The sequence below is a fragment of the Streptomyces sp. NPDC107471 genome, assembly GCF_055582845.1.
The window spans coordinates 58,332-76,687 of the sequence record NZ_JBVJPC010000006.1 but is presented as its reverse complement, the minus strand read 5'-3'; the positions used below and the strand labels follow the sequence as shown (position 1 = coordinate 76,687).

The following is an 18,356-nucleotide window of genomic DNA, read 5'->3' as shown; positions in this document are numbered from 1 at the left end:
GCTCAGAGGCTCGCCGCGTGGTCGGGGACGTAGGTCTGCAGATCGCGCGGCGGGCGCTCGTACCCCGTCGTCCTCGGCCGCTCGGGCAGTTCCAGGACCGGTGGCGGCACCTCGCGGTACGGCACCGACCCGAGCAGGTGGGCGATCATGTTCAGCCGGGCCCGGCGCTTGTCGTCGCTCTCCACGACGAACCAGGGCGCCTCGGAGATGTCGGTGTGCACCATCATCTCGTCCTTGGCGCGGGAGTACGCCTCCCAGTGGGTGATGGACTCCAGGTCCATCGGCGACAGCTTCCAGCGCCGCAGCGGGTCCTCCAAGCGCTTGCGGAACCGCTCCTGCTGCTCGGTGTCGCTCACCGAGAACCAGTACTTGCGCAGCACGATCCCCGCCTCGACGAGCATCCGCTCGAAGATCGGGCACTGGCGCAGGAACAGCCGGTACTCCGCCTCGGTGCAGAAGCCCATGACGTGCTCGACGCCGGCGCGGTTGTACCAGGACCGGTCGAACAGCACGATCTCGCCGGGCGCCGGCAGATGCTCGACGTAGCGCTGGAAGTACCACTGGCCGCGTTCCCGCTCGGTCGGCTTCGGCAGGGCCGCGATCCGGGCGACACGGGGGTTGAGGTGCTCGGCGACCCGCTTGATGGTGCCGCCCTTGCCCGCCGCGTCCCGGCCCTCGAAGACGACGACCACCCGGGCGCCCTCCGCGCGCACCCACTCCTGGAGCTTGACCAACTCCGTCTGAAGACGCAGCAGTTCCTTCTCGTAGGTCTTGCGCGGCAGTTTCTCCGCGCCCTTCTCGGTCATGCCGCCTCCACCCTCCGACGACCGCCGGGACAGCCGTCCCGCGCCCGGGGCCGAACACCTGGCCGCCACCGTACTTTCCGGCGCCGGGCCGCGCACGCCGGAGGCCGGGGCCGACCGGTCCCGCGGGACGGGGACGGGCGTGCCCGGGACGCCGGGAAGACCCGGAGGGCGGCCGGTGTTCCCTCCCATGCACCAGTTCCCGCTCCCCTAGGAGACCCGACGTGTACGGCGATTCAGCCACGATCCGCAAGATCCTCACCGAACTCGGCGACACCTGGGCCGTCGTGGGCCTGTCCTCGAACCAGGGACGTGCGGCCTACCGCGTCGCCGAGGTGCTCCAGCGCCACGGCAAGCGGATCGTGCCGGTCCACCCCAAGGCGGAGACCGTGCACGGCGAGCAGGGGTACGCCTCCCTCGCGGACATCCCGTTCGACGTGGACGTGGTCGACGTGTTCGTGAACAGCGACCTCGCCGGGGCCGTCGCCGACGAGGCCGTGGCCAAGGGGGCGAAGGCGGTGTGGTTCCAGCTCGACGTCGTCGACGAGTCCGCGTACGAGCGCACCCGTGCGGCCGGCCTCGACATGGTCATGGACCGGTGCCCGGCGATCGAGATCCCCCGTCTGGGCTGAATTCCCTCCCGAATTCCTGAAGCCCTCGCAAGGAATTCCCCGCAACGAAGTCAAAGACGTCAAATATGCGACAACCGCCTTTAACCCAAAGGCGGTTGATTCGTATTCTGGGGCCGCTCGCACACTAAGTGCAAGTAATTCGTGAGAGGCCCCTTAATTTATGGTAAGCGTCGATTCAGCACCTGGGACGAAGGGGACACCGGGCGGCGGGCTGCGGCGGGACGTGGGGCTGATCGGGCTCATGTGGGCCTCGGTGGGTTCCATCATCGGTTCGGGCTGGCTCTACGGAGCCCAGGAAGCCGTCGTCGTGGCCGGCCCCGCGGCCGTGATCTCGTGGGTGATCGGCGCGGTGGCCATCGTGCTGCTCGCCCTGGTCCACGCGGAACTCGGCGGTATGTTCCCGGTGGCGGGCGGCACCGCCCGATATCCGCACTACGCCTTCGGCGGCCTCGCCGGAATGAGCTTCGGCTGGTTCTCCTGGCTCCAGGCGGCGACCGTGGCGCCCATCGAGGTCGAGGCGATGATCGGTTACGCCGGTCACTGGTCGTGGGCGCAGGGACTCCAGCACGCGGACAAGACGCTCACCACGAGCGGTCTCCTCGTCGCCGTGCTCCTCATGGCCGTCTTCGTGGTCGTCAACTTCCTCGGCGTACGGGCGCTCGCCCACACCAACAGCGCCGCCACCTGGTGGAAGATCGCGGTGCCGCTGGCGGCCATCTTCATCATCGCGGTCGGCAACTTCCACCCGGGCAACTTCCACTCGCAGGGCTTCGCGCCCTTCGGTGCCAAGGGCGTCCTGAGCGCGATCAGCACCAGCGGCATCATCTTCGCCCTGCTGGGCTTCGAGCAGGCCATCCAACTGGCGGGCGAGAGCCGCAACCCGCGCCGCGACCTGCCGCGCGCGACGATCGGCTCGGTCGCGATCGGCGCGGTCATCTACGTGCTGCTCCAGGTCGTCTTCATCGGCGCGCTGCCGCACGGCACGTTCGCGCACGGCTGGGCGAAGCTCGACTACCCGGGGATCAGCGGCCCCTGGGCCGGTCTGGCGACCCTCGTCGGCCTGGGCTGGCTGAGCGTGGTGCTCTACCTGGACGCCGTGATCTCGCCGGGCGGCACCGGGCTCATCTACACGACCGCGACCTCCCGGGTCTCCTACGGTCTGTCCAGGAACGGCTACGCGCCCAGGCTGTTCGAGCGCACCGACCGCAGGGGCGTGCCCTGGTTCGGCCTCGCCGTCTCCTTCGTGACCGGTGTGATCTGCTTCCTGCCCTTCCCGAGCTGGCAGCAGTTGGTCAGCTTCATCACCTCGGCGAGCGTCCTGATGTACGCCGGTGCCCCGCTGGCGTACGGCGTCTTCGCCGACCGGCTGCCCCACTACGAGCGCCCCTACCGGCTGCCCGCGGGCTCGGTCCTGTCCCCGGTGTCCTTCGTGGTGGCCAACCTCATCATCTACTGGGCCGGTTGGCACACCCTGTGGCGGCTCGGAGTGGCGATCGTCCTCGGCTATGTGCTCCTCGGCGGTTACGCGCGCTATGCCGTCGTCAAGGGACTTCCCGACGCGCCCCGCCTGGACTGGCGGGCCGCGCAGTGGCTGCCCGCGTACCTGGTCGGCATGGGCCTGATCTCGTGGCAGGGCGGCTTCGGCGGCGGCTCGGGCCGGATCGCCCTGTGGTGGGACATCCTGCTGATCGCCGCCTTCTCCCTGGTGATCTACTACTGGGCCCGGGCCACCGCGTCCCCGGCCGCGGAGATCGAGCGCAGCATCGACGAGGTCGTCGTCGCCGACGCGCCCGCGCACTGACACCGGCGGTCCGGGTGCCTCCGCCCGCCGGGGCACCCGGCCCTCCCCGCCCTCGCCGCGGGCCGACATAATGAGCGGGTGACCTCCCACCCCAACTCCGTTGCCCCACAGCGCTTTCCGGTCGTCATCGTGGGTGCCGGACCCGCCGGACTGACCATCGGCAACATCCTGCGGGCCGCGGGTGTCGACTGCCTGGTGCTGGAAGTGGAGACGCGCGCGTTCATCGAACAGCGGCCCCGCGCGGGCGTCATCGAGGAATGGGCGGTACGGGGTCTGGAGCAGCGCGGCCTCGCCGGCAGCCTGCTGGAGGGCGCCCAGTCGCACACCGAGTGCGAGTTCCGCTTCGCGGGCGACCGCTTCCGCTTCGCCTACGGCGAGCTGACGGGACAGCACCACTTCGTCTACCCGCAGCCCCTGCTGGTCACGGACCTGGTCCGCGAGTACGCCGACGTGCGGGGCGGCGAGATCCGCTTCGGCGTCCGGGACGTGAACCTGCACGACCTGGAGTCACCGCGGCCGTCCGTGTCGTACACCGACGCGGACACGGGTGAACGGCACCTGGTGGAGTGCGAGTTCGTGGCCGGCTGCGACGGGGCCCGCGGGGTGACCCGCACGATCCTGCCGGACACCGCGAGCATCGCCCGGCACGACTACGGCGTCGGCTGGCTGGCGCTGCTCGCCGAGGCGCCGCCGTCCTCCGACTGCGTCCTGTTCGGCATCCATCCGAACGGTTTCGCCGGGCACATGGCCCGCAGCCCCGAGGTCACCCGCTACTACCTGGAGTGCCCGCCGGGGGACGACCCCGGGAACTGGCCGCACGACCGCGTCTGGGCCGAACTCCAGCAGCGGCTGGCGGCGGACGGCGTCCCGCCGCTCACCGAGGGCCCGCTGATCGAGAAGCGCGTCCTAGACATGCACAACTACGTGGTCGAGCCCATGACGTTCGGCCGTCTGTTCCTCGCGGGCGACGCCGCCCACCTCACCGCGCCCATAGCGGCGAAGGGCATGAACCTCGCCCTGCACGACGCCTTCCTGCTCGGCGACGCGCTCGTGGCCTACCTCGGCAAGGACGACGGGAGCGGCCTCGACGGCTACTCGGAGGCCTGTCTGCGGCGCGTGTGGGACTACCAGGAGTTCTCCCAGTGGCTCTCCGAGGTCTACCACGGCACCTCGTCGGGCGACGAGTACCGCGCGGGCACCACCTTCGCCCGCCTCCGCCGCCTGTTCACCTCCCCGGCCGCCGCGACGGCCTTCGCGGAGCAGTACCTCGGCACGTCGGCCGCGTACTGAGCGCTCAGTCGTGCACCGGGTCGTCGCTGAGCCGGTGGTCGGCGACGTTCAGCGCCTCGTCCACGAGCCTGCGCAGATGGCCGTCGCGCAGTGCGTAGATCACCCGGCGGCTCTCCTTGCGCGTGCTCACCAGCCCGGCCAGCCTGAGCCGCGCCAGGTGCTGGCTCACCGCCGGCCGGGCCGCCCCGCACGCCTCCGTGAGCGTCGTGACGTCTGCCTCTCCCCCGGCCAGGGCGTGCAGCAGGGCGAGGCGGGTGCGGTCGCCGAGCAGGGCGAGGATCTCGGCGGCGAGGGCGAACTGCTCCTCGCCGGGGGTGCGCGGGTGCGCATCGTGCGCAGGTGATAGGTGCATGCGTGCGCTCATACGCACATAATGGCGGGGTGGACGCGGTACGTCCACCATCGCGCGCACCGGAAGGGGCAGCACGTGAGCCACCACGAGCACGGGCACGACCATCCGCACGGGCACGGGCACGAGCACGGGCACGACCATCCGCACGGGCACGGACATGAGCACGGCCACGAACATCCGCACGCGCACAGGCATGAGCACGGACGCCGTGGCCTCCGTCACCGCCTGGGGCACCTTCTCGCCCCGCACTCCCACGAGAGCGCCGACAAGCTCGACTCCGCCCTGGAGTCCTCGGCCCGCGGCATGCGCGCCCTGTGGGTCTCGCTGGCGGTGCTGGGGGTGACGGCCCTGGCTCAGGCGGTCGTCGTGGCCGTGTCCGGGTCCGTCGCACTGCTCGGGGACACGGTGCACAACGCGGCGGACGCGCTGACCGCCGTACCGCTGGGCATCGCCTTCGTGCTGGGCCGGCGTGCGGCCACCCGACGGTTCACGTACGGCTACGGCCGGGCCGAGGACCTCGCGGGCATCGTGATCGTGCTGACGATCGCCGCGAGCGCGGCCTTCGCGGGGTGGGCGGCGCTCGACCGGCTGCTCGATCCGCGCCCCGTGGCGCATGTCCCGGCGGTCGCCGCGGCCGCGCTGGTGGGCTTCGCGGGCAACGAGTGGGTGGCCCGCTACCGCATCCGGGTGGGCCGGGACATCGGCTCGGCCGCACTGGTGGCGGACGGACTGCACGCCCGCACCGACGGGTTCACGTCACTGGCCGTGCTCGTCGGGGCCGGTGGCTCGGCGCTGGGCTGGCAACTGGCCGACCCCATCGTGGGGTTGGCGATCACGGCGGCGATCACGCTGGTGCTGCGGGACGCGGCCCGCGAGGTGTTCCGGCGGGTGCTCGACGCCGTCGACCCGGAGCTCGTGGACCGTGCGGAGGTCGCGCTGCGTCACGTCGAAGGGGTGCGCGCGGTGGGCGAGTTGCGGCTGCGCTGGATCGGGCACCGGCTGCGCGCGGAGGTGGCCGTCGTCGTGGACGGGGAGATGACGGTACGTCAGTCGCACGCGGTGGCCGTGGCGGCCGAGCACGCCCTGCTGCACGCGGTGCCGCGGCTCACGGCGGCCCTGGTGCACGCCGATCCGGCGCCGGTGCCGGGCGAGGCCGACCCGCATCACGTCCTCGCCCACCACGCGCCGGTCTGAGCTCAGGCGACGCCGAGCCCCTCCAGCACGACGGCCCCCGGCAGTTCCGCGAACGCCTTGCCCGGCACCAGCAGTTTCCCGCGCCGCCGCCCGCTGCCGACCAGGACGTAGGGCAGGTCGACCACGGCCGAGTCGACCAACAGCGGCCAGGCGGCGGGGAGTCCGATCGGGGTGATGCCGCCGTACTCCATGCCGCTCTCCCCGGTCGCCGTGTCCATCGGGGCGAAGGACGCCTTACGCGCGCCGAGTTGGCGGCGGACGACTCCGTTGACGTCGGCCCGGGTGGTGGACAGCACCACGCACGCGGCCAGCGTGGTCTCGCCGCCGCGCTTGCCGGCCACCACGACACAGTTCGCCGACCGCTCCAGGAGCTCCTGGCCGTAGTGCTCGACGAAGACCGCGGTGTCGGCCCATCGCGGGTCGGTGTCGACGTACACGATCTGCTCGGCGGGGACGCTGCCGCTCCAGTGGCGTACGGCGTCGGCGACCGGGCGGATCAGCTCGTCGAGGGCGGCGGGGGCGGGGGTGGCGTGGTCGAAGTGTCCGATGGGTGCGTCCATGGCGGCACGCTAACAGCCGCTCAGGGCACGGCCGGCACCGAGACCGCCAGCATCCACCGCGCGGGGACGTCGCCCTGGTTGGCGTAGACGTGCTCGGCGTTGGCCTCGAAGGTGACGCTCGCCCCGGCGGGGACCCGGTGCTCGACGCCGTCGACGGTCAGGGTCATCTCGCCCTCGGTGACGTGCAGGATCTCGACCGTCCCGGCGGGGTGCGGATCCGACCTGCTGCTCTCCCCCGGCATCATCCGCCACTCCCACATCTCCAGGGGCCCGGGGGCCTCCGCGCCCGCGAGGAGCCGGCTCCAGCTTCCCGCGTCCGTGCTCCACAGCCGCACCACCTGCTCGGGCGGGACGACCCGCACCTTGGGGCCCTGCTCGTAGTCGAGCAGCGTGGTGATGCTGATGCCGAGGGCGTCGCCGATCTTCACGACGGTGCCGAGGCTGGGGTTGGTGCGGGCCTGCTCGATCTGGATCAGCATGCCGCGGCTGACTCCGGCCCGGGCGGCGAGGGCGTCCAGGGTGAAGCCGCGCTCGGTCCGCCAGCGCTTGACGTTGCGCGCGAGGGACTGGGTCAGCAGGTCGAGGTCCGACACGTCACGTCCAATATTCTGTATGACACCGTGCAACTGAATGAACTACGGTGGGGTGCACCCGATCGTTCACCGAACTGTACTGCGAGGCGAGCCGTGACAGCATTCTTCGCCCTGGCCACCAGCCTGCTGTGGGGCCTGGCCGACTTCGGCGGCGGGGTGCTGACCCGGCGGCTCCCGGCGCTCACGGTGGTGGTGGTCTCGCAGGCGATCGCGGCGGGGGTGCTCGGCGCGATCGTGGTGGCGACGGGCGGCTGGAGCGAGGCGGGCCCCCGGCTGTGGTTCGCGTTCGCCGCGGGGCTGGCCGGGCCGGTCGCCCTCATCTGCTTCTACAAGGCGCTCGCGCTGGGCCCGATGGGAGTCGTCTCCCCGCTGGGCACGCTCAGCGTGGCGGTCCCGGTCGGCGTGGGCCTCTTCCTCGGCGAGCGGCCCGGGCCGGTGCAGGCCGCGGGGATCGCGGTGGCCGTCACCGGTGTGATCCTGGCGGGCGGCCCGCAGTTGCGCGGAGCCCCGGTGCAGCGCGAGGCGATCGTCCTCACCCTGATCGCGGCCCTCGGTTTCGGCACGGTCTTCGCCCTGATCGCGGAGGCGTCCACGACGGTCACCGGCCTGTTCCTGGCCCTGTTCGTGCAGCGCCTGGTCAGCGTGGTGGTGGGGGGCGCCGCGCTGTACGGCGCGGTGCGACGGGGCACCCCCGCCCTGCCGACGCCCGGTTTCCCCTGGCCGTCCCTGCCCGCCCTCGCCTTCGTCGGCCTCGCGGACGTGGCGGCCAACGGCACGTACTCGGTGGCCGCCCAGCACGGCCCGGTCACGGTGGCCGCCGTCCTCGCCTCCCTCTACCCGGTGGTGACGGCCCTGGCCGCCCGGGGCTTCCTCAGCGAACGCCTGCGCACCCTCCAGGCCGCGGGCGCCGGCCTGGCCCTCCTGGGCACGCTGCTCCTGGCAACGGGCTAGTACCGCACCGCGCTCCTCAGGGGCGCGGGGAACTGCGCGACAAGCCCCCAACGACCGGCTGCCGCCCGACCACCCTCCGCGACACCCCCGTGGGCACCGGGCGCCGGCCTGGCCCCCTGGGCACGCTGCTCCCGGCAACAGGGTGACACTCCGGCACGCTCCCGCAGGGGCGCGGGGAACTGCGCGACAAGCCCCCACCGGCCGACTGCCGCCGACCACCCTCCGCTACAGCCCCGTGGGCACCCTCCAGGCACCGGACGCCCACGCTGCTCCTGTCAACGGGGTAACGCCCCGGCACGCTCCCACAGGGGCGCGAGGAACTGCGCGACAAGCCCCCACCGGCCGACTGCCCCCCGACCACCCTCCGCGACACCCCCGTGGGCACCCTCAGTCCAGCTCAGCCAACCTCGCCACCGTCTCCTCGTCCAACCCCGCCAACGCGCTCAGCTCCTCCGCCGTCGCCCCCGGAGGGATCGGAACCGGAGCCGGCGTGCGCAGCGGCGGCTGCCACCCCTCGTCGGCCGTCCATCGCCGGACGACCCGGGCGGGCGCCCCCGCGACCACTGCGTGGTCCGGCACGACTCCCCGTACGACGGCACCGGCGGCCACGACGACGTTCCGCCCGATCCGCGCGCCGGGCAGGATCACCGCGCCGGTCCCGATCCAGCAGCCCGATCCGATCTCCACCGCCTCCATCCGCGGCCACTGCTTGCCGATGGGCTCGTGGGGATCGTCGTAGGAGTGATTCGTCGAGGTCACGTAGACGTACGGCCCGAAGTAGCAGTCGCTGCCGATGGTGACCGTGGTGTCGGCGATGACATGGCTGCCGCGCCCCAGCACGACCCCGTCGCCGATGCGCAGGATCGGCTCCGGGCCGAGGTCCAGGTCGGGCATCAGTCCCGCGGTCAGGGTGACCTGTTCGCCGACGATGCAGTGGGAGCCCACGTGGATCCACGGCTCGCCGAACACCGTGCCGAGCGGAAAGGCCAGCCGGGTGTGCGCCCCCAGCGCGCCGAAGCGGAAGCGCCCCGGGCGCTCGGCGGTGACGGAGCCGGTGCGCTGCACCCAGGCCCAGCCCGCGTGGACGGCACGCTGCACGAGGCGGCCCCGCCAGGATGAGAACGTGTTCTTGCTCTTCGGCACGAGCTCACCGTACTGAGCGCACGCCGTCCGCATGAGACCGCGGGCTTGTGATCTTCGCCCCAACCGGGTGGCGTACGGTGCGGGATATCACGAACCAGGAGGCGGAATGGCGCACAAGGCGTTGATCACGGGCATCGGCGGAAGGGAACCGCAGATCGACGAGGAGGCCTTCGTGGCCCCCACGGCGTCGGTGATCGGAGACGTGACGCTGCGGGCGGGGGCGAGCCTCTGGTACGGCGCGGTGGCCCGCGGCGACGTAGAACGCATCTCAGTCGGCGCCCGGAGCAACATCCAGGACAACTGCACGCTGCACGCCGATCCCGGCTTCCCGGTGACGATCGGCGAGCGCGTGTCCGTGGGGCACAACGCGGTCGTCCACGGTGCCACGGTCGAGGACGACTGCCTCATCGGCATGGGCGCGACGGTGCTGAACGGCGCGGTGATCGGGGCGGGTTCCCTCGTCGCGGCCCAGGCCCTGGTGCCGCAGGGCATGCGGGTGCCGCCGGGTTCACTGGTCGCGGGCGTACCGGCGAAGGTGCGGCGGGAGCTGACTGAGGAGGAGCGGCAGGGCGTCACCCTGAACGGCACGCTCTACGCGGACCTGGCCAAGGCCCACCACGAGGTGCACGAGACGCCGTGAGGATCAGTCGGCGGCCGGGACGGTTTCCGGCTCGGCCGCCTGCCTCTGGGCCGCCGCCGTCGCCGTGGCCCTGGCCGCCTTGCGCTTGAGCACCAGCATCGAGGTCAGCCCGATGAGCACGGCCAAAACGAGCCCGAGCCACGAGAACCGCTTCAGCCAGGACTCCGCGACGATGCCGACGTAGTAGATGACCGCGGTCGTGCCGCCGGCCCAGACGATCCCGCCGAGGACGTTGGCGATCAGGAACTTCCAGTACGGCATCCGCAGCACACCGGCGAGCGGTCCGGCGAAGATCCTCAGCAGTGCGACGAAGCGGCCGAAGAAGACCGCCCACATGCCCCACTTCTCGAAGGACCGCTCCGCCGTGGCGACATGGCCCTCGCTGAAGTGCCGGGGGAACTTGTTGCCCAGCCAGGTGAGCAGCGGCCGTCCGCCCTTGCGTCCGATCGCATAGCCGATGGAGTCGCCGACCACCGCACCGACGCTGGCGCACGCGCCGAGGACCACCGGGTTGATGCCGGCGTGCTGTGAGGACAGCAGCGCGGCGGAGACCAGGATGATCTCGCCGGGCAGCGGGATGCCCAGGCTCTCCAGGCCGATGACCAGGCCCACCAGGGCGTAGACGGCGGCCGGGGGCACGGTGTCGAGCCATTCCTGGACGTGCAACGCCGGTTCCTCCCAAGTCGCGTTCCCGGCGTGCGTCACCTTCCGACGCACGCCCGGGAAGCCTACCGGTTCGGGAGAACCGGCGTCGGGGGCACGGACTCACCCGCCGATGGCAGCCCCCGCACCGGTGGCGAGCGCGCCGAGGGCCGACGCTCCGGACCCCGTCACCGACGCCGTGGTGTCCAGGACCGCGCCCACCGCCGCTCCGGCCCGCTCGACCGGGACGGCCGGTCCGGCGTCGCTGTGGCCGACCTGGGCGACCCGGGTCCCGTACTGCTCGGGCGGGCTCTCGTGCTGGTCGGGCGGGCCCTCGTGCTGCTCCGGCGGCCGGCCGGAGTCCTCGTCCCGGTGGGCGTCGGAACCGGCGGGCGGGGACTGCGGCGCCGACGGGGCGAGACCGGGTGCGTCCGGGTTCCCGCCCGGCCCTCCCGGGGTCAGGCCCGGCCCCGTGTCCTGCGGCGAGCGCGTGCCCCGCCGGTCCGGCGCGCCCGCGTCGGCGGACTCCAGCAGCCAGCTCTGCCCCCGCGACCCGTCGCGCTCGGTGACGATGACGGTCTCCCCCTTGCCGGGCGCGACCAGGAGCCCCTTCCCGCGGCGCAGCAGCAGTTCGCCGCGCACGGTGAGGTCGTAGCGGACCTCTCCCCTCCCGGTGAGACAGTCGGCGACCACGACCGACCGCTTCCCGGTGTCCGAGTCGAGGCAGAGCCGGGGGTCGGCCGCGCTGCGCAGCAGTCCGTCCTGCTGGTAGGTCCACTGCTGGGTCGCGGCGGAGGAGCACTCCGCGAGCACGGCCCGTGTGCCGTCCGCGCTCCCCGCGTCCCGGGCGTCCAGGCACCGGCCGTCGTCGGCGTTGCGGAGCGTGCCGTGACCGACCTCGACGGGGTTGCCCATGGAGGCGGCGGACGGGGAACCGGCGTCCCGCGAGACCTGCGACGGGCTCGGCCGTACGGTGTTGCCGCTCACCGCGCCCCAGGTGGCGCCGGGCCCGGGAACACCGCCGTCGTCGGACCAGCCCTTGGTGGCCAGCACCGTCGCGAGCAGGACCAGGGAGGTCAGTCCGGCGCCCACGAGCACGGCCCGGGTGCTCCTGCGCGGCTGCGAGAGGAGGCCCGCCGGGACGGGGCGGTGCCGTCCGCCGGGCTTGGCACGGGCCGCGCCGGACGGTGCCGGGGCCGGACGTCCGGCGGCACGCGCGGGCCGTGAGTCGAGATAGCGGTGGGCGCCCCAGCCGAGGACCGTCTCGGCGAGCAGCACGTCGAGGCCGCTCTCGAAATGGCTGAGCTGTTCGGCGGCATGACGGCAGTAACGGCATTCCGCCAGATGCTTGCGGACATCGGGCAGAAGGTCCCCGCCCCGACGAATCGGGACATCCAGGAGACGATTGTAGAAACGGCATTCACTGGTGGGTGCGAGTTCGCGGTGGGCGCGGACGCAGCCGCTGCGGAATTGCTCGCGCGCCTGTTCCAGGGCGGCCGTCGCGCGGGCCGTGTCCACTCCCAGCAGACCAGCCGGTACGGATATGGGTTCGGCCTCGACCTCGGCATGCCACAGAAGACATTGGGAAGCACCGGGAAGGGCCCGGAATGCGCGCTCGGCGAGCAGTCGCCTTTCGGGGGTGACGGACCTCGCGGCGCGCAGACCGCGGCCGCCGATCGTCTTGCGAAGTTCCGGCAGCACGGCGGCGATTTCATCGTCCGCGGCCCACTCCTTGACGAACTCCCGGACGGCGACGAGAAGTTGAGGTCGCAGTGCGCCGTGGCCCGCCCGACCGAGCACACGGTGGAAAGCCGCGGCGGCCGCCATCGAGGCCGAACCCGACCAAGAGGCCAGGCAGATGACCGAGTACTCGTACGTCGCCTGCCAGTGGCGCGCCATCAGCAGCGCGACGGCATGGCCGTCCACGCGGTTCTCCCCCAGCCTCGCCAGGAGATTGCGGTCGGACTCCGCCGGAAGGGATCCGGGGCGTGGCGGGTAAGGGGGTCGTGGGGGGTGAGCGGATTGCACGGGACCAATTCCTTCCAAGCCGCAGGACCGCATGGAATATGCGCGTCCTCGGAAAGCAGGCGCCTGATTGGTGCGTACCTTTGCCGCGTCTGATGAGACCCGGCGGTCGGGGGGCGCTCACCTTCGCACAATGAACGCACAGCAAACAAGAAGATGGGGTGACCCATGTTCAAAAAGAGGCGAGTTCAGAAAAGTTACCGCCGGTATCCGCACCCGCATTCGAAATAAGCGGGAGTCGGGCGTCGAGTTGGGCCCGGCGGTCCGATGCCCGGCACGCGAAAGTTCCCCTTCCGGCCGGGTCCGCAACGCCGGGCCCACAGCGGGCTCCCAGGCTTCTCCCGGGGCGCTCTCATCCCCGTGACGCAGCATGTCCGGCATGATCGTCCCCCACACGACAGACGCCCCCGCCCGTACCGTCCGCAAGGCGGTCGTCCCGGCCGCCGGGCTCGGCACCCGGTTCCTGCCGGCGACCAAGGCGACGCCGAAGGAGATGCTCCCGGTCGTCGACAAGCCGGCCATCCAGTACGTCGTCGAGGAGGCCGCCGCGGCCGGGCTCGACGACGTCCTGATGGTCACCGGCCGCCACAAGCGGGCCATCGAGGACCACTTCGACAACGCCTTCGAGCTGGAGCAGGCCCTGGCGGCCAAGGGCGACGCGGTGCGCCTCGACGCGGTGCGCGACCCGGCCCGCCTCGCCGCCATCCACCACATCCGGCAGCGCGAACCGCTCGGCCTCGGCCACGCGGTGCTGTGCGCCCGCCGCCATGTCGGCGACCAGCCGTTCGCCGTGCTCCTCGGCGACGACCTGATCGACCCGCGCGAGACCCTGCTCAGCACGATGCTCGACGTCCGCGAACGGCACTCCGGGAGCGTGGTCGCCCTCATGGAGGTGCCGCGCGAGCAGATCCACCTCTACGGCTGCGCGGCGGTGGAGCCGACTGCGGAGGAGGGCGTGGTCCGCGTGACCGGCCTGGTCGAGAAGCCCTCCCCCGAGGACGCGCCGAGCGCCTACGCGGTCATCGGCCGCTACGTCCTCGACCCCGCCGTCTTCGGCGTCCTCGAACACACTCCGCCCGGCCGCGGCGGCGAGATCCAGCTCACCGACGCCCTCCAGACCCTCGCGGCCGACGGCACGGTCCACGGCGTCGTCTTCGACGGCCTCCGCTACGACACCGGCGACAAGGCGGACTACCTGCGCACCGTGGTCCGCCTGGCCTGCGCCCGCCCCGACCTGGGCCCGGAGTTCACCGACTGGCTCAAGGGGTTCGTGGCGGAACTGGAGAGCGGCGAAGGGGTCGTACGGCGGCGGCTGGCGGCCTGAACGACGGAGGAAGCGGGCGGCCGGTGCACTGAGCAACGAAGGACGGCGGTGACCGGGCCGGGGCGGGCCTGCCGCCCCGTGCACACCGGTCACCCCAACTCGGCTGTCTTGCTCAGCCGTTCGGCCGCAGTGTCCACACGACCGTCATCTCGCCCGTGACCGCCCCGTCCCCGCGGCGGATCTCGATCGTGACCGGGAACTCGGGGCGCTTGCCGGCGTCGAGCTCGGCGACGACCTCGGAGGCCGGGCGGCCCAGGGTCGCGGTGGCGGTCACCGGGCCCATCGCGAGCTTGCGGTAGGCGATCTCGGCGTTGACGGCAAGGGGTACCGCGCGCGAGAGCTGGTCGCCGAACGCGGCCAGGACGACCGCCCCGCTGGCCGACTCGGCGAGCGTGAACATCGCCCCGGCGTGCGGTCCGCCCACGTGGTTGTGGAACTCCCCCTGGTCGGGAAGGGCGACCACGACCTTCTCCGGGCCGGTCTCCAGGAACTCGAGGTTCAGGGTCCGCACCATGGGCACGGTGGCGGCGAGCATCTCGCCGACGGACATCTGGTCTGCGCTCATGCTCGGAGGTTACCCGTCAGTAGATCGCGCTGACCAGGTCCGGCGCCAGTGATCGGCGTCTCCTCGCGACGGACGCGGACGAGGTCGGCACCGGCGGCCGGTTCGCCCGGTCCGGCCTGCAAACGGTTTGGCAAGGCGGCACCCGGGCGGCGATAGTCGGCCGGTGACCCCCTCCGCCGCTTCCCCCCGCTCCCGCAGACCCGCCTGGGCCAGCCGCAACTACGGCCTGCTGACCGCGGCCGCCTTCGTGACCAACCTCGGCAGCAACGGCGCCCTGATCGCCGCCGCGTTCGCCGTGCTGGAGGCGGGCGGCGACAGCGCCGACGTGGGTCTGGTGGCCGCCGCGCGCACCCTCCCGCTGGTGGTGTTCCTGCTGATCGGCGGGGCCGTGGCGGACCGTCTGCCCCGGCACCGCGTGATGGTCGCGGCCAACTCCCTCAACTGCCTGTCGCAGGGCGCGTTCGCCGTCCTCGTCCTGACCGGTGAGCCCCAGTTGTGGCAGATGATGCTGCTCACCGCGCTCGGCGGAACGGGCCACGCGTTCTTCAGCCCGGCGGCCGAGGGCATGCTGCTGTCCTCGGTGAGCGGCGAACAGGCCGGCCGGGCCTTCGCGGTGTTCCGGATGGCGATGCAGGGCGCGGCGCTGGGCGGTGCCGCGCTCGGCGGGGCGATGGTCGCGGCCGTCGGCCCCGGCTGGGTGCTGGCGGCGGACGCCGTCGCCTTCGCGGCGGCCGGTTCGCTGCGCGCGTTCCTCGACGTCAGCCACATTCCGGCCCGCGCACCGGGTGCCGGCCTCCTCGCCGACCTCCGCGACGGCTGGCGGGAGGTCGCGGGGCGGCCGTGGCTGTGGGGCATCGTCGTCCAGTTCTCGGTCGCCAACGCGGTCCTGGGCGCCGCCGACGCCGTCTACGGCCCGCTCGTCGCCCGGGACGACCTGGGCGGGGCGGGCCCCTGGGGTGTGGCCCTCGGCTTCTTCGGCGCGGGCACGGTCATGGGGGCCCTCCTCATGACCCGCTGGAAGCCGCGGCGCCTGCTGTTCACGGGCATCCTGTGCGTGTTCCCGCTGGCCCTGCCGTCCGCCGCGCTGGCCGTGCCGGTCTCGGTGCCCCTCCTGTGCACGGCGATGTTCGTGGCCGGCGCGACCGTCGAGGTGTTCGGCGTCTCCTGGATGACCGCCCTGCACCAGGAGATACCGGAGGACAAGCTGTCCCGGGTCTCGGCCTACGACTGGTTCGGCTCGGTCGCCCTCATGCCACTCGCGGCCGCGCTGGCCGGCCCCGCGGAGTCGGCGTTCGGCCGCGACACCGCGCTGTGGGGCTGCTCCGGCCTGATCGCGGCCGTCACGGCAGCCGTCCTGTGCGTCCCGGACGTCCGCAACCTGCGCCGCAACACCAAACAGATCACCAAGTCCCCAACCACGTCACCCCAGTCCGACCACCCCACCCCAGACCCCGGCTGACGGTTTCACGCACCCCGGACACCTGCGACTCACCCGCGCCGCGGGCTGGCCACCGCCACCGCCCGACCGCCCCAGCCGATCCCGACCGCCCCACCGGGAAGCCCGGCTCAAGGCCCTACGCCTCCGGGGCCCTCCATAACCCACCGCCTCAGCCGATCCCGACCGCCCGGTCAGGGAGCCCGGCTCCACCGTGCCAGCCCCCTCGACGGACCCACTCAGCCGACCCCGAACGCCCCCTCAGGGGGCTCCGGTGATGGCACGGACTCCTCGTCGCGTACCGGGCGGGCCGGGCCGATGAATCTGCTCAGGCCCTCGCCGTGTTCGACCCGGGCGGGGAACGCGTCGGCCGCCGTACGACGGGACAGTGCCGCCGTGTCGAGCGGTCGGCGCGCGGCGACGAGCACCGCGTTCCCGAACCGCCGCCCGCGCAGCACCCCCGGCTCGGCGATCAGCAGGAGTTCCTCGAACACCTCGGCGAAGTTGGCGAGTTGGGACCGCAGAAAGGCGAAGGGCGCCCCGTCGGCGAGGTTCGCGAGATAGACGCCGTCGCTCCGGAGCACCCGCGCGACCTCGCGGGCGTACTCCAGCGACGTCAGGTGCGCCGGGACCCGCGAGCCGCCGAAGACGTCGGCGACCAGCACGTCCGCGCTTTCGGCCGGGGCGTTCTCCAGCCACGTCCGCGCATCGGCCGCGTGCAGCGCGATCCCCGCCGACTCCGGCAGCGGCAGATGCTCGGCGACCAGCTCCAGCAGCCCCCGGTCGAACTCGACGACGTCCTGCCGCGACCCCGGCCGGGTGGCCGCCAGATAGCGCGGCAAGGTCAGCGCGCCCCCGCCGAGATGGACGACGTCCAGGGCCCGGCCCGGCTCCCCGACGCCGTCCAGGACGTGCCCGAGCCGCCGCGCGTACTCGAACTCCAGATGTGTCGGCTCGTCCAGGTCGACGTACGACTGCGGAGCCCCGTCCACGGTCAGCAGCCAGGCCCGGTCCCGATCGACGTCGGGCATCAGCTTGGCGAACCCGTGGTCGACGGCACGGGCGACGGGACGAGACTCGGTCATCCGGCAATTGTGCCTGCGCGGGGAACCGCGCGACCGGCCACCACCGGCCCGCGGTCCCCCACCCACTCCGCCGCCTAGCCGACGGCCGTCACCGTGCCCGCGCCCACGGTCCGCCCGCCCTCGCGGATGGCGAACCCGAGCCCGGCCTCGAGCGGCACGTCCCGGCCCAGCTCCACGGTCATGACGACCTTCTCCCCGGGCCGCGCGACGGCGACCTCACCGAGGTCCACGTCGCCCACCACGTCCGCGGTACGGATGTAGAACTGCGGCCGGTACCCGGTGGCGACCGGCGTCGTACGCCCGCCCTCCCGCGCCGACAGCACGTAGACCTGCGCGGTGAAGCGACGACTGGGCACCACGCTGCCCGGCGCGGCCACGACATGCCCGCGGCGTACGGCGTCCCGGGGAACACCCCGCAGCAGCAGCGCCACGTTGTCCCCGGCCTGCCCCTCCTCCATCGGCTTGCCGAAGGTCTCGACGCCGGTCACCACCGTCTCCACGGCGGCCCCGAGCACCTCGACCCGGTCACCGACCCGCACGGTGCCCCGCTCGACCGCGCCGGTCACCACGGTCCCCCGGCCGGTGATGGTCAGCACGTTCTCGACGGGCATCAGGAAGGGCGCGTCCAGATACCGCTCGGGGATGGGCACGTACGTGTCCACCGCGTCCAGCAGCGCCTCGATCGACGCCGTCCAACGCGGGTCCCCCTCCAGGGCCCTGAGCCCCGAGACCCGTACGACGGGCACGGCGTCGCCGCCGTAGCCGTGCGCGGTGAGCAGCTCACGGACCTCCAGCTCGACGAGCTCGACCAGTTCCTCGTCGGCCGCGTCCGCCTTGTTGAGGGCGACCACCACGTGGTCGACGCCCACCTGCCGCGCGAGCAGCACGTGTTCGGCGGTCTGCGGCATGATCCCGTCGAGCGCGGAGACGACGAGGATCGCCCCGTCGAGCTGCGCGGCCCCGGTGACCATGTTCTTGACGTAGTCGGCGTGGCCCGGCATGTCCACGTGCGCGTAGTGCCGGGTGTCGGTCTCGTACTCGACGTGCGCGATGTTGATGGTGATCCCGCGCGCGGCCTCCTCCGGAGCCCGGTCGATGCGGTCGAACGGCACGAAGGTGCCGCTGCCGCGCTCGGCGAGGACCTTGGTGATGGCGGCGGTCAGGGTGGTCTTGCCGTGGTCGACGTGTCCCATCGTGCCGATGTTCAGGTGCGGCTTGGTGCGCACGTAAGCGGTTTTGGACATGGCTGTACCTCGAAGCCTCTTCGTGTTCGCTGAAGAACGGGGACCCCGAGGACTCGCCGACCCTCCCCCTGCGGGGT

General features: G+C 72.5%; 18 protein-coding genes. 8 read left to right on the top strand and 10 right to left on the bottom strand.

Going from position 1 to position 18,356, the window contains the following annotated elements:
- Positions 1-2: 2 nt before the first annotated feature.
- Positions 3-806: a polyphosphate kinase 2 gene (gene ppk2, locus ACZ66S_RS21495; protein ID WP_469903113.1), complete on the bottom strand. Its 804-nt coding sequence runs from the start codon at positions 804-806 to the stop codon at positions 3-5.
- A gap of 221 nt (positions 807-1,027) precedes the next feature.
- Between ppk2 and ACZ66S_RS21490 the strand changes: the two genes are divergently transcribed.
- The 3 genes from ACZ66S_RS21490 to ACZ66S_RS21480 all read left to right on the top strand — a co-directional run bounded on the left by ACZ66S_RS21490 (position 1,028) and on the right by ACZ66S_RS21480 (position 4,526).
- Positions 1,028-1,435 (top strand): CoA-binding protein, encoded by a 408-nt coding sequence (locus tag ACZ66S_RS21490; protein ID WP_469903112.1) that lies wholly within the window; start codon positions 1,028-1,030, stop codon positions 1,433-1,435.
- A gap of 160 nt (positions 1,436-1,595) precedes the next feature.
- Positions 1,596-3,236 (top strand): APC family permease, encoded by a 1,641-nt coding sequence (locus ACZ66S_RS21485; protein ID WP_469903111.1) that lies wholly within the window; start codon positions 1,596-1,598, stop codon positions 3,234-3,236.
- Between the two features lie 78 nt (positions 3,237-3,314).
- Positions 3,315-4,526, top strand: a complete 1,212-nt coding sequence (locus ACZ66S_RS21480) for a 4-hydroxybenzoate 3-monooxygenase (RefSeq protein WP_469903110.1) — start codon at positions 3,315-3,317, stop codon at positions 4,524-4,526.
- Between the two features lie 4 nt (positions 4,527-4,530).
- Here ACZ66S_RS21480 and ACZ66S_RS21475 read toward each other — a convergent pair whose 3' ends face one another.
- Entirely contained in the window at positions 4,531-4,890 is a 360-nt protein-coding gene (locus ACZ66S_RS21475) for an ArsR/SmtB family transcription factor (RefSeq protein WP_469903109.1), read from the bottom strand.
- Between ACZ66S_RS21475 and ACZ66S_RS21470 the strand changes: the two genes are divergently transcribed.
- Positions 4,873-6,072, top strand: coding sequence for a cation diffusion facilitator family transporter (locus ACZ66S_RS21470; protein WP_469903108.1), 1,200 nt, complete (start codon positions 4,873-4,875; stop codon positions 6,070-6,072). The two genes, ACZ66S_RS21475 and ACZ66S_RS21470, sit on opposite strands and share 18 nt — an antisense overlap.
- 2 nt (positions 6,073-6,074) lie before the next feature.
- Here the strand turns inward: ACZ66S_RS21470 and ACZ66S_RS21465 are convergent, their stop codons facing one another.
- Positions 6,075-6,632, bottom strand: coding sequence for a YbaK/EbsC family protein (locus ACZ66S_RS21465; RefSeq protein WP_469903107.1), 558 nt, complete (start codon positions 6,630-6,632; stop codon positions 6,075-6,077).
- A 20-nt stretch (positions 6,633-6,652) separates the two neighbouring features.
- On the bottom strand, positions 6,653-7,225 hold the full coding sequence (locus ACZ66S_RS21460) for a helix-turn-helix domain-containing protein (RefSeq protein WP_469903106.1): 573 nt from the start codon (positions 7,223-7,225) through the stop codon (positions 6,653-6,655).
- A gap of 93 nt (positions 7,226-7,318) precedes the next feature.
- Here ACZ66S_RS21460 and ACZ66S_RS21455 point away from each other — a divergent pair, with 93 nt between their 5' ends.
- On the top strand, positions 7,319-8,176 hold the full coding sequence (locus ACZ66S_RS21455) for an EamA family transporter (RefSeq protein ID WP_469903105.1): 858 nt from the start codon (positions 7,319-7,321) through the stop codon (positions 8,174-8,176).
- Between the two features lie 387 nt (positions 8,177-8,563).
- On the opposite strand, the gene ACZ66S_RS21450 is transcribed toward ACZ66S_RS21455, so the two are convergent.
- The gene (locus ACZ66S_RS21450) at positions 8,564-9,319 is read right to left on the bottom strand and encodes an acyltransferase (protein WP_469903104.1); all 756 of its coding nucleotides are present in this window, start codon (positions 9,317-9,319) and stop codon (positions 8,564-8,566) included.
- Positions 9,320-9,425: 106 nt separating this feature from the next.
- Here ACZ66S_RS21450 and ACZ66S_RS21445 point away from each other — a divergent pair, with 106 nt between their 5' ends.
- Positions 9,426-9,959: a gamma carbonic anhydrase family protein gene (locus tag ACZ66S_RS21445; RefSeq protein WP_469903103.1), complete on the top strand. Its 534-nt coding sequence runs from the start codon at positions 9,426-9,428 to the stop codon at positions 9,957-9,959.
- A 3-nt stretch (positions 9,960-9,962) separates the two neighbouring features.
- Here the strand turns inward: ACZ66S_RS21445 and ACZ66S_RS21440 are convergent, their stop codons facing one another.
- On the bottom strand, positions 9,963-10,625 hold the full coding sequence (locus tag ACZ66S_RS21440; protein WP_469903102.1) for a DedA family protein: 663 nt from the start codon (positions 10,623-10,625) through the stop codon (positions 9,963-9,965).
- Between the two features lie 99 nt (positions 10,626-10,724).
- Positions 10,725-12,527, bottom strand: coding sequence for an RICIN domain-containing protein (locus ACZ66S_RS21435; RefSeq protein ID WP_469903101.1), 1,803 nt, complete (start codon positions 12,525-12,527; stop codon positions 10,725-10,727).
- Positions 12,528-13,005: 478 nt separating this feature from the next.
- On the opposite strand from ACZ66S_RS21435, the gene galU reads away from it, so the two are divergent.
- On the top strand, positions 13,006-13,950 hold the full coding sequence (gene galU, locus ACZ66S_RS21430; RefSeq protein WP_469903100.1) for a UTP--glucose-1-phosphate uridylyltransferase GalU: 945 nt from the start codon (positions 13,006-13,008) through the stop codon (positions 13,948-13,950).
- Between the two features lie 112 nt (positions 13,951-14,062).
- On the opposite strand, the gene ACZ66S_RS21425 is transcribed toward galU, so the two are convergent.
- Complete coding sequence (locus tag ACZ66S_RS21425; protein WP_053849789.1) at positions 14,063-14,500, bottom strand: DUF4442 domain-containing protein; 438 nt, start codon at positions 14,498-14,500, stop codon at positions 14,063-14,065.
- Between the two features lie 178 nt (positions 14,501-14,678).
- Between ACZ66S_RS21425 and ACZ66S_RS21420 the strand changes: the two genes are divergently transcribed.
- Positions 14,679-15,974: an MFS transporter gene (locus ACZ66S_RS21420; RefSeq protein ID WP_469903099.1), complete on the top strand. Its 1,296-nt coding sequence runs from the start codon at positions 14,679-14,681 to the stop codon at positions 15,972-15,974.
- A 215-nt stretch (positions 15,975-16,189) separates the two neighbouring features.
- On the opposite strand, the gene ACZ66S_RS21415 is transcribed toward ACZ66S_RS21420, so the two are convergent.
- Together ACZ66S_RS21415 and tuf are read right to left on the bottom strand one after the other, a co-directional pair.
- The gene (locus ACZ66S_RS21415) at positions 16,190-17,035 is read right to left on the bottom strand and encodes a spermidine synthase (protein ID WP_469903098.1); all 846 of its coding nucleotides are present in this window, start codon (positions 17,033-17,035) and stop codon (positions 16,190-16,192) included.
- A gap of 74 nt (positions 17,036-17,109) precedes the next feature.
- Positions 17,110-18,279 (bottom strand): elongation factor Tu, encoded by a 1,170-nt coding sequence (gene tuf, locus ACZ66S_RS21410; RefSeq protein WP_469903097.1) that lies wholly within the window; start codon positions 18,277-18,279, stop codon positions 17,110-17,112.
- Positions 18,280-18,356 lie beyond the last annotated feature (77 nt).

What these genes read in the sequence shown, in the direction of transcription:
- ppk2 (WP_469903113.1), bottom strand. Translation starts at nt 806, where the DNA reads ATGACCGAGAAGGGCGCGGAGAAACTGCCGCGCAAGACCTACGAGAAG.
- ACZ66S_RS21445 (WP_469903103.1), top strand. Translation starts at nt 9,426, where the DNA reads ATGGCGCACAAGGCGTTGATCACGGGCATCGGCGGAAGGGAACCGCAG.
- ACZ66S_RS21465 (WP_469903107.1), bottom strand. Translation starts at nt 6,632, where the DNA reads ATGGACGCACCCATCGGACACTTCGACCACGCCACCCCCGCCCCCGCC.
- ACZ66S_RS21415 (WP_469903098.1), bottom strand. Translation starts at nt 17,035, where the DNA reads ATGACCGAGTCTCGTCCCGTCGCCCGTGCCGTCGACCACGGGTTCGCC.
- galU (WP_469903100.1), top strand. Translation starts at nt 13,006, where the DNA reads ATGATCGTCCCCCACACGACAGACGCCCCCGCCCGTACCGTCCGCAAG.
- tuf (WP_469903097.1), bottom strand. Translation starts at nt 18,279, where the DNA reads ATGTCCAAAACCGCTTACGTGCGCACCAAGCCGCACCTGAACATCGGC.
- ACZ66S_RS21425 (WP_053849789.1), bottom strand. Translation starts at nt 14,500, where the DNA reads ATGTCCGTCGGCGAGATGCTCGCCGCCACCGTGCCCATGGTGCGGACC.
- ACZ66S_RS21485 (WP_469903111.1), top strand. Translation starts at nt 1,596, where the DNA reads ATGGTAAGCGTCGATTCAGCACCTGGGACGAAGGGGACACCGGGCGGC.
- ACZ66S_RS21475 (WP_469903109.1), bottom strand. Translation starts at nt 4,890, where the DNA reads ATGAGCGCACGCATGCACCTATCACCTGCGCACGATGCGCACCCGCGC.